The sequence below is a fragment of the Natronocalculus amylovorans genome (assembly GCF_023638035.1).
Classification (GTDB): domain Archaea; phylum Halobacteriota; class Halobacteria; order Halobacteriales; family Haloferacaceae; genus Natronocalculus; species Natronocalculus amylovorans.
The window spans coordinates 1-14,822 of the sequence record NZ_JAKRVX010000010.1; the positions used below are offsets into that span (position 1 = coordinate 1).

Annotated in this window: 13 protein-coding genes; 11 read left to right on the plus strand and 2 right to left on the minus strand. The window is 47.0% G+C overall.

Going from position 1 to position 14,822, the window contains the following annotated elements; all coding sequences use genetic code 11:
• Positions 1–134 precede the first annotated feature (134 nt).
• A complete protein-coding gene (locus AArcSt2_RS15335; RefSeq protein ID WP_250585992.1) occupies positions 135–359 on the minus strand; it encodes a hypothetical protein in 225 nt (74 codons plus the stop codon).
• 84 nt (positions 360–443) lie between these two features.
• Entirely contained in the window at positions 444–1,493 is a 1,050-nt protein-coding gene (locus tag AArcSt2_RS15340) for a Cdc6/Cdc18 family protein (protein ID WP_250585994.1), read from the minus strand.
• A gap of 444 nt (positions 1,494–1,937) precedes the next feature.
• On the opposite strand from AArcSt2_RS15340, the gene AArcSt2_RS15345 reads away from it, so the two are divergent.
• The 11 genes from AArcSt2_RS15345 (at position 1,938) to AArcSt2_RS15395 (ending at position 14,821) form a co-directional block, all read left to right on the plus strand.
• Positions 1,938–2,402 carry a Panacea domain-containing protein gene (locus AArcSt2_RS15345; protein ID WP_250585996.1) on the plus strand — a complete coding sequence of 155 codons (465 nt, stop codon included), beginning with the start codon at positions 1,938–1,940 and terminating at the stop codon, positions 2,400–2,402.
• A 365-nt stretch (positions 2,403–2,767) separates the two neighbouring features.
• Entirely contained in the window at positions 2,768–4,015 is a 1,248-nt protein-coding gene (locus AArcSt2_RS15350; RefSeq protein WP_484549550.1) for a hypothetical protein, read from the plus strand.
• 483 nt (positions 4,016–4,498) lie between these two features.
• Positions 4,499–5,164, plus strand: a complete 666-nt coding sequence (locus tag AArcSt2_RS15355; protein ID WP_250585999.1) for a hypothetical protein — start codon at positions 4,499–4,501, stop codon at positions 5,162–5,164.
• Positions 5,165–5,184: 20 nt separating this feature from the next.
• On the plus strand, positions 5,185–9,462 hold the full coding sequence (locus tag AArcSt2_RS15360) for an outer membrane protein assembly factor BamB family protein (RefSeq protein ID WP_250586001.1): 4,278 nt from the start codon (positions 5,185–5,187) through the stop codon (positions 9,460–9,462).
• Entirely contained in the window at positions 9,459–11,045 is a 1,587-nt protein-coding gene (locus AArcSt2_RS15365) for a S8 family peptidase (RefSeq protein WP_250586003.1), read from the plus strand. Before AArcSt2_RS15360 ends, AArcSt2_RS15365 begins: the two co-directional genes overlap by 4 nt.
• Before the next feature lie 2 nt (positions 11,046–11,047).
• Positions 11,048–11,827 carry a hypothetical protein gene (locus AArcSt2_RS15370; RefSeq protein ID WP_250586005.1) on the plus strand — a complete coding sequence of 260 codons (780 nt, stop codon included), beginning with the start codon at positions 11,048–11,050 and terminating at the stop codon, positions 11,825–11,827.
• Positions 11,828–11,970: 143 nt separating this feature from the next.
• Complete coding sequence (locus tag AArcSt2_RS15375) at positions 11,971–13,104, plus strand: hypothetical protein (protein WP_250586007.1); 1,134 nt, start codon at positions 11,971–11,973, stop codon at positions 13,102–13,104.
• A gap of 1 nt (position 13,105) precedes the next feature.
• Positions 13,106–13,378: a hypothetical protein gene (locus tag AArcSt2_RS15380; RefSeq protein ID WP_250586009.1), complete on the plus strand. Its 273-nt coding sequence runs from the start codon at positions 13,106–13,108 to the stop codon at positions 13,376–13,378.
• Positions 13,379–13,519: 141 nt separating this feature from the next.
• Positions 13,520–14,260, plus strand: coding sequence for a hypothetical protein (locus AArcSt2_RS15385; RefSeq protein WP_250586011.1), 741 nt, complete (start codon positions 13,520–13,522; stop codon positions 14,258–14,260).
• Positions 14,250–14,498: a hypothetical protein gene (locus AArcSt2_RS15390; protein WP_250586012.1), complete on the plus strand. Its 249-nt coding sequence runs from the start codon at positions 14,250–14,252 to the stop codon at positions 14,496–14,498. Before AArcSt2_RS15385 ends, AArcSt2_RS15390 begins: the two co-directional genes overlap by 11 nt.
• Positions 14,498–14,821 (plus strand): hypothetical protein, encoded by a 324-nt coding sequence (locus AArcSt2_RS15395; protein WP_250586014.1) that lies wholly within the window; start codon positions 14,498–14,500, stop codon positions 14,819–14,821. The genes AArcSt2_RS15390 and AArcSt2_RS15395 overlap by 1 nt, the downstream gene beginning before the upstream one ends.
• Position 14,822: the final 1 nt, after the last annotated feature.

The following is a 14,822-nucleotide window of genomic DNA, read 5'->3' on the forward strand; positions in this document are numbered from 1 at the left end:
CACTTGTATTTGCTGTGCCACTGACTTCCACATTTGACTCCTCATTCTTGTCTGACCGGGATTGAGTTACTGCCCCCAAACTGGCGATACCAACACCTACGAGCAAAACCCGAACAAGCGATCGACGGGTAATCCTACGCATAGGAATTCCCCTCCGCGACGGTTCCAACTTCAAGATATCGTCCATCGCGAACAGCTTGATTAATAAGCTCTGTTGGTTCGAGTCCTTGCTCATAAGAGATCTCTTGAATCATGTATTCAATCCGTTCACGCTTCCAAAGTGGCATTTGTTCGTTTTCAAATTTGATGAGTGCACTAAGCACAATGATCCAATCTTGTGGGTGCCATTCTCCAGGCATCAACGGTCGTGGGTCGTCATCGTATTTAAAATAAAGTACACACTTGAGTTATACTGAATGATAACACGCTACGACAGCAACGAATTACGGCAACTCACCCCGATCGAACAGCTCATACACCCGATCGCTGAGACAGTACGTTGTACTGGGTCCGTGTCCACTCTTGACAACGAGTTCATAACCAGACTCCCCAGTAATTTTATCGAGCCAGCGCTGCCGTGTTCGTGAACTCATTTCTTCACCTAACTCTGCAGCGACACCATCGTGTAATGCACGTGCCGACAATTTTGGTCCCTCCTGGTACAACACCTCGCAAATAATTCGATGTTGTCTATCCAGCTTGCTGAAGATGCGCTGGACAAGATCAGCACGTGCCATGGGTGCGATCGCGTCCACAACGTCGATCGTAATTCGATCGGCATGGCCGGCTCGGCAGTGCTTTGCAGCAAACTGCAGGTACCATATTGCTTCGCGAGCATTCCCATCTGCTCGAGTTGCCATTTCGCGGACAGCTGCGTCAGATACAATATTTTGACTCAGTCCGTGTTCAATTCGGGCTGTTAAAATATCACTTAATTCTGCAGTTGTATACTTCGCCAGCTCGATTCGAACGCTCGTTTTTAATCGGCTTGCAATCCGATCGTCAGCTCGACACAACAACTGCTCTTCGCGATTGGCGATAACGATTACCGAGAGATTCGAGATCTCATGCAACACGTGAATAACGTCTAACTCACTCAGATGGTCTGCTTCGTCCACGATCACAACAGTGGGACGATCAAATCGCTGCAGTGCGTGTTTATATTTGCCACGTGGAGTCGATCGGTAGCGAAACTCTCCATCAATTCCAACCTCACGACAGATTGCGTGTAATACTTCATTCGTCGTGGAGTCAGTGAGACAGTCAACGTACGCCGTCTCAATACTCATGAATGCGCGCTCCAACTCACGTGATGCCATTCGAGCCATGGTTGTTTTACCAGCTCCACTTGGACCGAAAATGCGTGCGTTACCACCGACTTCGCCTTCACTCAGTGGCTGCAACGCGGTAGTAAGATGTTGAAATTGTTGATCACGATGAATCAACTCCTTAGGTAGTGGCTCTTCCTTCAATGCCCGTGCATTCGAAATCACAATACTGCAGACATCTCGTTTACAGTATGAGTATGACATCCAAGCAGACTGAAAGTGAAACTAATATGTTTGATACCAGTTAAAAACGGGAGACCCCGTTTTTGCCGTGGTACTACACTCTGACAATCCAGCAATTGTGAGTACCAGAACTGGCTAAATAAAATTCAATCTCTAATTCCCATGTGTGATATTTTACTGCCATTCACCGCAGAGAGGGTAGCATAACGGAACCTAAAATTTTGGCACTGCCTGTCATTAGTTCAACTACAAATACTCAAAGATAACTTTGTTTTCAAATCAATTAGCCAAAATTGGCTATATTATCACAATTTTAGCATAGAATGATAAATGTTGGTAGTATTACTGCATGAGGCGACGTTATCTAAAGTAACTATTTGGGTGAATGTATACATACTTAAATATAGTGCAGCTAAATTATGAGGTATGACTGGGTCAGAGGATACTGTAATTAAACAGGCTTTGCCTCTGTTGATGTTAAAAGCATCTGATGGCCAAATTGATGGGACAACCAGATTTCAAAAGCTGGTATTTTTGGCTCAAAAAGGTGACATAGAGAGTATCGACTCTTTCCCTGAAAAATACCAGTATGAATATGAGGCTCACAACTACGGCCCATATTCGAAAGAGTTAGACGAAATTCTGAAAGCGTACATCGAGGAAGGCATCGTGAGTAAGCAGTCGGTGCCTACATACAGTGGGAATACAAAGATCGTGTACGAGCTAGATCGCCCTGACATATTAGACGGAATCAATATAGATAAAATCAATAAGATGAAACAAATCTCCGAAGAAATTAGTAGTGAATTCGGTGATACACCACTCTTTGATTTAATGGATTACGTTTACGATCGATATGAAGAGTATACTGTAAACTCAGTATATCGGTAGCTGTACTGTAGTGGCAATTAGCCAGTTATTTGTAATTCTAATTTGATATACAAGTTACTGTGCCGATCCGAATTGAGAGCATTGCTGCTCTTGTAATTGTCTCACTATTCATAATTCCTGGTTTTATTACACTAAAAGTTCGTCATGCAGTAAGTAGGCGATACGAAAATTATAATAAAATAGACAAAGTTCTCTACAGTTATTTGTTTAGTCTTGCGTCGTTATGTATACTCTATCTCATTGTATTCTTGTTTAGTGGGAGCCTTGATTTAATTCTCCCACAGTTATTTGAAAATTCAGAAAGACCAGCATTAATCGAATTGAATCTTCAATATTCATTAGTATATTATTTGTTACTAGTATTTGTGGGGACCATTGTTGGAGTTGCTATTGGTATGTTTGAATATAATTTATTGCTCCCACTGAAACAGGGGGAAAGGCTTCCAAACAACCAACTTATGATAGGCCACATCGCGAATAAGCGAAAGGCCTTAATACACCTCAAAAACGGCGATTTGATAAGTGGCATTATTAGTAACCGTCTTATTGGAGATGGGTACGAAGATATAATCATTCGGTCACCGGAACAACTGCTTCGAAATCAAGATGGGATAATTACCACTCAAAAAAGCCTTGGTGATTTTTTGTATTTACCAGTAGATGAGATTTCGTACATATCTGCTGAAAACCAAGAATGGGCAAATGAAGATGTGTTTGATGTAGAGCGTCTAGATCGTGTACAAGAAAGTATACAAGGGTTATTTAAAGAAACACCAAATCCATTTAAGAACTATCAGCCTTTAGAATTATTAGATCCTTATCAAAAAGGAGGTGATTGGTTGGAGCGCAAATATGACAAGATCCCTCCGATAATGCCCAGCTTAATTATAACATTATTACTATTTTATTTACTGCCGATAATAACAGATACAACGTATGTTCTTACTCTTTTACCGTTTTCAGTGGCAAGTGTAACTTGGCTACTTGTTGGGGGTATCATTCCGATGGTTCTAATTATAAAATATACTTTTGATAAGGGAGAAAATTATAATTACTATTCTTTTTTGATACTAATTTTAGCGTTAGGAATTGGATATTTTAGCTTCATGCAAATTCCAATTGAATATGCAATTAAAATTGGACCGGTTCTAATTATATCCATGATATATATTATGATATTTACAGTCTCGAAAAAAGAATACAATGGACGTTCTGGATACGTATCGGTGTTATTCAGTTGTTCTGTCAGCCTCCTCATGGCCGCATTCTTTTATATGGGTGCAAAAAGCAATTTTTCAAGAATATCAATGTTTATGTTCTTGCTCGTTATGTCAGCCACATTTTATTATTCAATTAGAGGAAAGCCATCTCGAAGATTGTCACCAAAAACCGCGTTTACTCCATTATATATCCTCCTTTTTTCTCTGTTTGCAGTAGTTATGCATCTTGGTTTGTTTGCTTGGATTGTGCCAGATTTATCTCACACAGATATTATTATATTTGTCACTTTACCTCTAATAATCAGCACAGTATATATTGTGTCGAATAAAACTTGGAGTTTCATGACTAAAGGCTCAACTACGGTGGAACTTGAGATACCCAAAAACAACTGAAAAGATTAGGCCAGACCAAGGATCTGCTTTGATAATATCAAGTACACCTGATGCTAACCAACAGAAGCCACAAAGATTCTATTTTGTTGGTTAGCTATTGAATTCTCTAATATCAAACGGCAGCGAATCAAAACTAACATTATACACTGATCGTTGAAGTAAAAACGTTTGAAGTAAAGATTAGCGTCTTAGCTCAATTTCATTTTATTCCAGACATAGTATGAACCTCCGATATGCTTATCAGATAGCATATAAATGTATATGGTAAGTACGTCGGAGACGATCGCATAATAACACGAACCCGTGCTCGTCAGACCGATCGTGATCGGCTCGTCGTGCGTTGCGGGAAACCACAGCGGTGGTTCGTCTCCGCCACGGATTCATTGACGAATCCGCCGACGTACAGCGGACAGCAACCGCTGTAAACTACTCTAAAAATCAACGACCATCGACTCACCTGTTAAAAGCTAAACACCCCTTACCATGTCCGATACACGTAGTCACAACGTAGCCGCGGCACTGTCACGAAACCATGAGACTGCACTTGGCTGCAGAGATGATTGGTGGCATGAATCGCGTGCGAAAGAAGATCACGAACCGTCTCGTACCGATCGGCCGGATCCAAATGATCCTGCAACGATAATTGCGCATCAAATCCTTCGCGAGACGGGGACAATGCTGTGTGCAACGACACTGCTCGAAGAGCCCTGGAACGGTGGCCGAATGGCCGAACTCTTTGCGTGGTGTTTTGATGACAAGTTAATCGACGGTCGTGGCTACATGCTCCACTATGAAAACAAAGCGATCGAGCTCACAGAACCCACGTTGCGGACTGGCCGATCGTATGGCGATGAGTTTGGCGTTGGTGAGTACGGCCACTCACGGTATCGAAAGCGCGTCAATGCAGAGACGGGATACATTTCGGATGGTGAAACAACAAGCGTGGTCATCCAAGATCGTCCACTCGCAGAATTCATGGAGCTTGTTGAAACCTGGCTGCGAGGATGTCAAGCCCGTATTGATGGTCCGAGTGAGCAAGAGGTGACAGATGCACTCGATCTCGCGCGTGGCCTGAAAAAGAACAGCTGTCAGAACGACCTCCGTGACGTGGATATCCTCTCAAAAGTTATCGCGTCGATCAGGAACTAATCGAACGGTTCAATTTACCTATGCCTACAAATCATCAACTCTCGAGTCGCATCGCTCATCAACTAACGCTTCGACATGCAGAAGCGATCACCCTCTCCGCAGCGACAATCGTCACCGTATTGACGTGGCTAATGGTTGGCTCTGGCGTTGCAACGGAAGTTAATCCAATCTCCGCATGGCTAATCGAAACACACGGTTGGGCCGCATTCTCTGGTATTAGATTGGCTGCCTATGCTTCGTTCTTCCTTGTTGCAGCACGTGTTCTCTCAAATACTGGTTGGTGTCGAACGATCGGCTATGGAGTTGTTTCGATCGTTACTACTGGAACGGTATTGAACGCCGGACACGATTTCTGGCAAGCCTATACATGGGGCTATCCAGTCGTTATGCCAGATGGACTTGGTTTGATTATGGGTGTGAGTAGTATGACGATTGTGTTTTTTCGACGTGAAAAAATTAAAATATTGATCAACTCATCCATGCCGTCTATCACTGGCGAACAGTTCCGGGCGATCGCGTTGGCGCTCTTGATGGTCGCGAGCCTCCCGGCGATAACGGTTGCGTTTTCTGGTGGCTTTGGCGTTATCGACGGGGATCACAATGGGACAGCACTCGCGGACGAAGGTGATGAAGATGAATTGGGTTATATTTACACTGGGTCGAATGATGATACTGTCAAAAAAATAGACCCAGAAACGGGTTCGGTTATTTGGACCTTTGAAGGACATTCTGGAAGTTCTAATGGTGTATCTGTTTCTCACGACGGTGAGTCTGTATACAGTGCAGGAGGGGATGGTGACCACTCGGTAAGAAAGATAGATTCTGAATTAGGAACTGAAGTATGGTCATATGAAGAATCAGATGGTTCTGTAATCACAGCTGAAGAATCATCGGATGGCGGATCGGTTTACGTAGGAAAGCAATCAGGGGATACTGACAACCTGGTGAAATTGGATGGTTCAGATGGTTCCTTGGTTTGGGAGTCTGACGCCCACTCCGACACGGTTGTGTCTGTGTCTCCTCACAATGATCATGTTTATACTGCCTCATTCGATGATACAGTAAAGAAAATCAACGGTGAGGATGGGTCTGTAGAATGGTCTTATGAAGGCCACTCTGACACTGTGAACGGAGTTTCAGTTTCCTCTTCCGGAGACTATGTTTACACATCATCTCATGACAACACCGTCAGAAAAATAGACGCAAGTGACGGGTCTGAGGAATGGTCTTATGAAGGCCACTCTGACACTGTTGCCTTCGCTTTCCCCCATGCCACTGAAGATTTCGTATATACTGCTTCATATGATGAAACTACGCGAAAGGTAGACGGTGAAACCGGGGATGAAGTTTGGTCTACTGACATTCCAGGGAGGATGAGCTTCCAATCAAAGGCCGCACTAGCTGCTTCCGACGGGGTGTTTTATATCGGGCTTGACGATGGGGATTATGCAGAAATAACCGATAACGGCGATTCCGGCGAAGTGACTGGAAACCACCAGCCCCACGAACCAGATAACTTTGTCCGGGTTGCATCCCAAACATCTACAACCCTCAAGATTACTGATACAATCACCGGAACCGTAACCGATCAAAACGGCGACCCAGTTGATCAGGCAACAATAGAAGCATATGGAATTGATTTCTCTTCATTTGAAGATACAGCTGAAGATGCAGAACAAGCAGCTCGTGAACTCGAAGAACAAATAACGAATTTTGACCCTCCACAATTTAGTGAGTCAATTGATTTCAGTGATTTCACAGATGTAAGTGCAACGTATCCCCTCGTACACACGCGGAATAATTGGAACGAAGGTGGCCCTGCAGTTGGTATCGATCTTGCTGAACCATCTGTTATCCATGACGCTAATGAACCGCTCGTGATCAGTGCATGGGATCCAGACGAATCTGGAATTGTATCCGACTTCTTGAGTGGTCAAACACGTGATTGGCCTGGACAACCAGTCAACACTGAGATAACAATTACAGAATTAGATGCAACCGGAGATTCAACTGAAACAATTGAAATCCAAACTGATGAAGAAGCATCTGCGTCAACATTTATCCAGACAATCAATATCGCGACGATCGACCTTCCACCCGGATTCTATCGAATTGAAGTTGAAGAATCAGGGGTCTCGTATGTTGTTGCAGTCTCGCCGGATGGTACACTAAACGGAATTCAAGGGATGATCACTGATGACATCCGTAATGAACAAGATCGGCTCACGGCACAAGCCGAGCGTGTTCGCGATCGCATCCAAGACGGAGGTCTCCAACGGACACAAACAACGACAGATGAGAATGGAAACTTCGAACTCGAATTGCCGGCAGGAGCCGATCGAGTTGCACTCCAGGCGACGAAAGGCCCAGACTTTGACCTCGAGTTGGATCAGTCAATAACTACACAAATTGAGAATGCTCGGAATGCAGGATACAACGGGTCGATCTATGCGTCAACACGACCGAAGCGAATTGACGGCGATCGTGAAGAGCCGGTTGAGATACAAATGCAAAAGTTCGACACGACGCCGTTTGGTAGCATTGAGGACTTCCAATCGCTCCTAGCGAATTTTGAAGACCAATTATTCAACGAATCCATCGGAGATTTAGAGTCATTTGTTGATGATGTTCTTGAGGGAGATCTTGGTAAAATCCTGGATAATCAGCAAGAACTGATTGGGGATAATCAAGCAATCATCGAAGAGGCGCTTGAAGAGATTGGTCGATCTAGCATGCCAAGCGGTGATCGAATCGACGAAGAAGAAATCACAACGATCATTGAGACAATATTAGATGAAGAATCAGACGCAATCTCGGAGGAAGAACTCCAGACAATTCTTGAGCAATTGCGTGATGATTTCGAATCAGATGGAACACTGTCAGAAGAAGAGATTGCCGAAATAATTGAGCAAAGTACTGAAGATCAACTCACAGAAGATGATATAGAAACGATCGCAGACTCAATCCGTGGCAACATCGACCAGCGTAACGCCGAGCTCGAAGAGACGATCGAGGCGCTTCAATCACGGATTAACGAACTCGAATCACTAGATATCAGTGCTGGCGATCCAGAAATTGAAGACGGACTCCTTTCGATAGGCTTCCCAACTGCATTTGATGTTGATGAAGACGATGTTGCAGTGCAGCTGAAATGGAATGATGGGTCAGTAGATGAGATTGATGAAGAGTACATCTCAATCGAAGATGGTGGGATGTTCGGTGGAAATGAGATCCGTGTAGACGAGTTCCCGTTCGAAGAGCTTGCAGATGGACGTGCGCTTGCAGATGTACAACTCCGTGTACTCTCTGGAGAGAGCTACGGCGAGTCGTCAGCTTCAATCTCGAATCCAGCATTCCAAGGCGACATTCCACGGCTGAACGGTGTTGATCTCACGACCATTCGACCAGGTCCAGACGAGACTGTTGGAGTGACTCTCAGACCACAATCAAATAGTGGCTATGGAGAGCTTGTTGACATTCGAGTCCGTGGTCCAGATAGACAAGATATCAACGCAACGATCGATGGAGAGCGAGCAACGTTCAGAACTGAAGGTCCAGGCGCACACCGAGTCACTGCGACATTCACAAACGATGACGGTGAGCAGTTCCGCGAATCATTCCGTATCGGAGCGCAAGAGACAAGTGTCCGATCGACACCAACTGTGCGATTGACTGAGGGTTCACAAGGACCGCTCGCACTTGCTGGTGATGCAATCGCGGACACAGACATCGAGGAGCGATCGGATGGTACAGTAGACGTGAGTGCAGTAATTGATGGTTCAGACTCAATCCCTCGCGAGATCCATGTCCAACCGGATGCAGCTTTCCGATCATCGACCGATCGACTAACGTTCCGTGTCCAACGCGGTGGTGAGCGCGAGTCCATCCGACAACACGTCTCAGTCGTGGTGCACTCCGAGCGGATGACTGATCGATCGATTGTCTACCGGAATCGAGGAGAGGCGATCACTCGCGAAGGCACGACTCGGTTTGGTGAGATCGATCGATCAGATGACAAAGCAACAATCCAGACATACACTGACGAACGTGGAGAGCTGAATATGGAACTGAATCACGATCCGTCTGGTGTCGATCGACTTGTCCACTGGGCCTCGATCCGAAGCCCGATAGATCTCTCTGCACTTGGATTGACAATCACAATACCAGAGATTCCACAGCCACCAGGTGTTGGACAGCTTAGCCAACCATACACACCGATTGTTGGCACAGCCACACCGGGCTCAGTTGAGTTTGGGCCAACCGAGATGACCGCAATTCCACAGGAGGTGCGAGTATGAGACTCTCTCGCCGATCGTTCCTCAAGTCGGTTCCAGCGACGATTGCAGCTGCAACACTCCCAACTCCAGCACACTCATCTGGTGTGTTTACAGAGCTCGCAACGACCTACCAGCCACTATTCGGATCTGGAGTCGGTCGTGATCGAGCGATCGAATATACATCGGACACACTCCCGTCATGGCACGTCGTCTACGCTGAGGATAAGCGTGATTCTCTCGAAACATGGATTGACAACCGAGACTCACGCTCGGTCCTGTCTGAACACGAGCCAACACGGACAGCAACGATCGTCGCCTCACCAGCAGATGTTGGGGCTGGCACACTCGATCGACTCCGTGGTCAAGGTCTCGGAGGAATGAGTTGGATCGAGGCAATCGATCTGAATGTCCAAATGGGTCTTGTGGAGCCGATCACCCGATTAGACGATCGAGATGATACTGACGAGTTGCTCTCTGTCGATCGTTTTGAGCGTACCCTACTTCGTATTCAGGATGCGGGTGTTCCATCACCGCAAGGTGTTGCGTTCGCTGAAGAAGCACCAGAAACAACACCGGCACAAGTTCGACGCTTGCTGGGTTTTGATTATGTAAGCGTTGATGACTCGACAGTGACGATCGCCGTAATTGACTCAGGCTGCAACACAGTAGACGGTGACGTCTTCGGTAATACTGATCGAATACTTCCAGCTTCAAAGAATTTCGTTAGTGGTGGCACGGTCGAATCTGAGGGGCTTGGCGTACTCGGCGATCCAAACGGTCACGGATCGTTTGTCGCCTCACAGATAGCTGCTAATCCATCTGATAATACATTCCAAGGTATTGCTTCAAACTGTGATTTACTCATCTGTCGAGCACTTGGAGACGATGGGTCCGGCTCAACACGAGACATTATTGATGCAGTAACGTATGCAGCGGATCACGATGCAGATGTAATTTGTATGTCGCTCGGATCGCCAATCTACTCAGCCGCTCTCGATCGAGCCCTGGCATACGCTGTTGGTGCAGGCTCGATTCCAGTGGTTGCAGTCGGCAACGATCGGCAAGCAACCCGTTGGGTCGCCTCTCCTGCATCTTCAGAGTGGGCGATCGGCGTGGGTGCCCTCACAGCTGAAGATCCAGATGATGCACAGTCTGCGTATTTCAGTAATATTGGGCCACAACCAGGAACAACAGATCTCTCGAACGGTGAAACCGCTGATGCGCGACCTGATGTTGGGGCACCAGGCATGGAGATGCGAGCACTTGTTGGCCGGACGACTGGCTCAACACGTGAGCAAGTGTTGAGTGGCACTAGTATGGCCGCACCGATCGTTGCGGGAACCGTTGGGTTGCTCATCGCGAGTGATTCCGCATACAGAGGAGATTTAAATGCAATCCGCGATCGCCTTGAGTCGCACTCAATTGCACTCCCAAACGTTGCTCAAAATGAGACTGGTGCTGGAATGATCAATGCCGAAGCATTGCTCACAGGCAGTGAGACCGATGGACAGGCGGACTCAATGACAGACGAGGCTGCACTCAGAAATGAAGCCTACGCTGCACTCTCAAACAATCAAGGCGGATTGCTCACACAGCTCTTCTAACTATGAATCACTTACGACGATCGTTTCTGCGTAGCGGCGCAACTCTTGGTTCTATTCTAACAATTCCACTACTAAGTGGGCGATCAGTTGGAGAGGAGGCTGGAGAGTGGCAAGAGGAGTGGCCGAGCCTCACGTACTCATTTAATCGAGCGGAGGTCGAACGGTACCAGCCGCTGCTTGTAGCGAGCCGTGATGCTCGGCGGAAAATGCGAGCGATGTACGGGATGAAAGTTCAGTCGGACAGCAATGATCTTGATTGCTATGTTTACTGGATGCAGTACACACATCAAGACGGCTCAGCAGAGACTCTGGAATGGCTTGGTGATCTCTTAGCAAGAGACACGCACCTGTGGGATCACGAACCATCGTACATTTACGTCGATCCAGATACCAATGAAGTCGATCGAATCGTCTGCACTGGATATCATCATTTTGCGCTGGAACTTGATCCGGACGACGAAAACGTTCTGATGAGCGAAGACCGTGTCCCAGGCGTTGAAACACACGTGAATTTGGATGTTGTAAGTCCGTGGCATCATTACCGAACTGCCGATCGAGAAGGGACATATGCAGAACTCGTCTCGTGGCTTGAGAAGCGCGATGCATGGAAAGATAATGGCTTCTATGATCGAACAGCAACAGAAGCGATCGAAAACCCATACTCAATGCTTGATCGCGACTCGTGGTGGGATGAATCAACGTGGGATTACCGATTTGGCAAGTTGTGGATTCAACTCGGACTCGGTGGTGCTCGCGAGACTGACGAACTGAGAATTCTATAGAGATTTATGATACAATCAAGAATCAATACCGCTAATCGTGCTAAATTGAACGAAGGAGGAGGCCTTCCGCCACCTCCAGTTCCACCACCGAAGCTAACCAACAGTTGCATCAATCGCTAACCAACAAGACGACACGTTTTCCAATGAAATTCAACATCAAATCAGTGACAACAGTCGCAGCTGTGTTCATGGTGGCAATGATGCTTTTTGCCGCACCAGCCGCAGCTGCAGAGCACCCAGCAGCAACAACCCCAGATTCCGATTGGTCGGATGATGGCGCAACGATCGAAGCCGAATTCAATGCATCAGCAGATGCGTATTCAATAATCGAGTTTGAGACAGATACGACACTCGCAACTGAAGAAGTCGAACTGAATGTTACGAAAAACAACGCAACTCATGCCGAACTGGACGATTTGCATAGCGCATTCGAAACAATAGAAGAGGATGATGCCGATGGCAACGATGTCCATCAATTCAATGTTTCGCACGATATGCTCGAAACGATCCCGGGTGACGCTGGTGAAGAAGTGACAATTTCTGTTGCGATCGCACACACATACGAAGATCCTGATGATGAAACCGAAAGCGTCACAGACGAAAACGAGTTCGAGGTCACGCTCGAGTTCGCTGATGACCACGCAACAGTCTATCTTGGCGATGATTCACTTGACGATCTCGTAGATGTCGAAACGATCGAACAACAGAGTGCGTTTGATCGAGCACAATTCTGGAACGACCCAGAAGAGATCGATATTGCATCCCTCGATACTGATGTTGGCATCGTTGGCTCCGAAACTACGATCAACGTCTTCGCAGATGACGGGGCTGTCGCAGGAGCATTCAGCGAAACGATCGATGACCAGGAAGCAGGAGATATTCTTTTGACACAGACCTCGCTTGTTGATGACGAAATTGTCTTCGTCTTCTATGGCGAACCAGATGAGGATCTCGTTGACGTTGACGAAGATACGTTCGTCGTCTATGATTCAACTGCAGATAGCTTCGCGGTCTATCTTGGTTCCGAGGACTTCGATGCAGAAGATACTGAAGTGAGTGTCTACAGCGGCTCACACAACGCCCTGTATGATGGTGACCTGACCGAAGCGGCAGACATCACAGATGCATTCGAGGGACTCACTTTCAGCGATCTCCGAACAGAGTTCGGTATTCTCGATACGATCATCACGCTGCGTGTCTTCCCACTCACAACACTAACAGCAGGCACGCTTGCACTCGGCATTGTTGTAACACGGCGCCGTGGCATGGGGGCGTAAGATGTCTCAGCGAAGCCAAGCAGTCTGGCGTATTTTCGCATTTGTGTATTCGCTCACGATCGCAGCAATCATTTCAAGTGTTGTGACGATCATCGCGATCGTCTGGGGAGCGATCGACGTCCTGTGGCAGTTGATCAGCGGTCGAAACACATTGTCTGAAAATTCGAAGCCAGCAACTGTAGTCACTGCAACCCTCCGGTGGAACGTGGAGATGTTGATCTTTGCAACCACTGGAGGTGGCGTCAAGCGACTTGAGTGGCTTCCAAGTTGGTAAGCTACAACGTACATCGCGATTTAATTTCTCGATCCGCCATGGCTGATCGTCATTGACGATACTGTGTTCGATTCACAGTGCGGATCTTCACCCTTGTTGGAGCGGGTTCAAATCCCGTCAAGGGTTTCTTTTTGATTCACCATGCCACCGACATCACAATCACAGCGAGATGCATCGACTCCTACCCGCCGATCGTTCCTCCACACTGCCGGAGTAACAGCGATCGCATCTGCAAGTGGCACCACAGCAGCACTCTACAGTGTCGATCGGGTCCGTGCAACAGGATCCAGCAGAGATGCGGGCATTCTTGCAGATGGGTTGTCAGTCGAAGATGCTGATTTCAGCGCCTTCATGGCTGGCTTGTTATCCAGATACCGTCATTCGTATCGAGCTCCACCGACAGCAGAAACACTCGCCGATCGGATGCGAAATGAGTTCACTGCGAATGAAGATTTGTGGCTGGATTATGCGCATTGGCTTATCGAAGAAGCAGATGCCCGCCCGCTTGGAAGTGCAACACTTGGCGTTGATGTCGTCCTGACGCGTGGCCGGTGGCCAACGGTAGATGATCGCGAAGAAACGACGGTAGAAGTTACGTTTGATGAGGGTAAAATGGAGTTTAGTGCGCTTGAGTGGCGATTAGAACCCCCTGAGATGCCAGATTATCGTATTGAGCTCCGCAACCATGCTGCAGAAAATGCAGCCGACGAATTACAATCATTCAGGCGTGAATTCATCGACAGCTCTGCCGATCGTAATCACACAGTCCCGGATGCAGAGTATTTGAGTGAATTAGCCGGGAAATATGGTGGTGCGATCGGGTTTGGTGAGCGATCCGAAAACGTGCTTGAGTTACTGCTTGGAGATCTCAATGCCTTCTGAAATAGTCACTGCCGATCCACGCACCCAGACGTTTGAATGGGGCCAACAGGCGTTGTTTGCGGCATTTGCTCAGGGAACGTCAGTAGAGGGCATGATATACTCAGGAGTGCTTTTTGTACTCGTCTTTTTGTGGACGGCGATCGGCCTCTGGTTCACGATCTTTTTGGATATCATCTTTGCAACGCTTTTCATGTTCAATCTGGCACGAGCCATCTATCACTGGTGGAGGGGTCGATAATGGCGATCCTAACGACGCTGCTTGTGCTGACGATCGCAGTGTTTGTTCTTGCATTCATATTCCGCAATGGAACGATCCTCACACCACTTCCACAATCAACAGCAAAGTGGCTGAAGCGTATCTTCCGTGGTTCAGTCGGGATTACACTGTGGCGTATTATACTTGTCTTCGTCTTTTTCAGTGGTGCCTATGCGCTTGTTGTGGGATTTGGAATGGTCGGCTCATTCGTCGCAGCGCTCATCTTGACAACACTCGCAGCAGATGAAGTTCGAAAATGGATACTCGATCTCTGGAACTTTGATTTCTATCGAGTGGGGGCCTAAC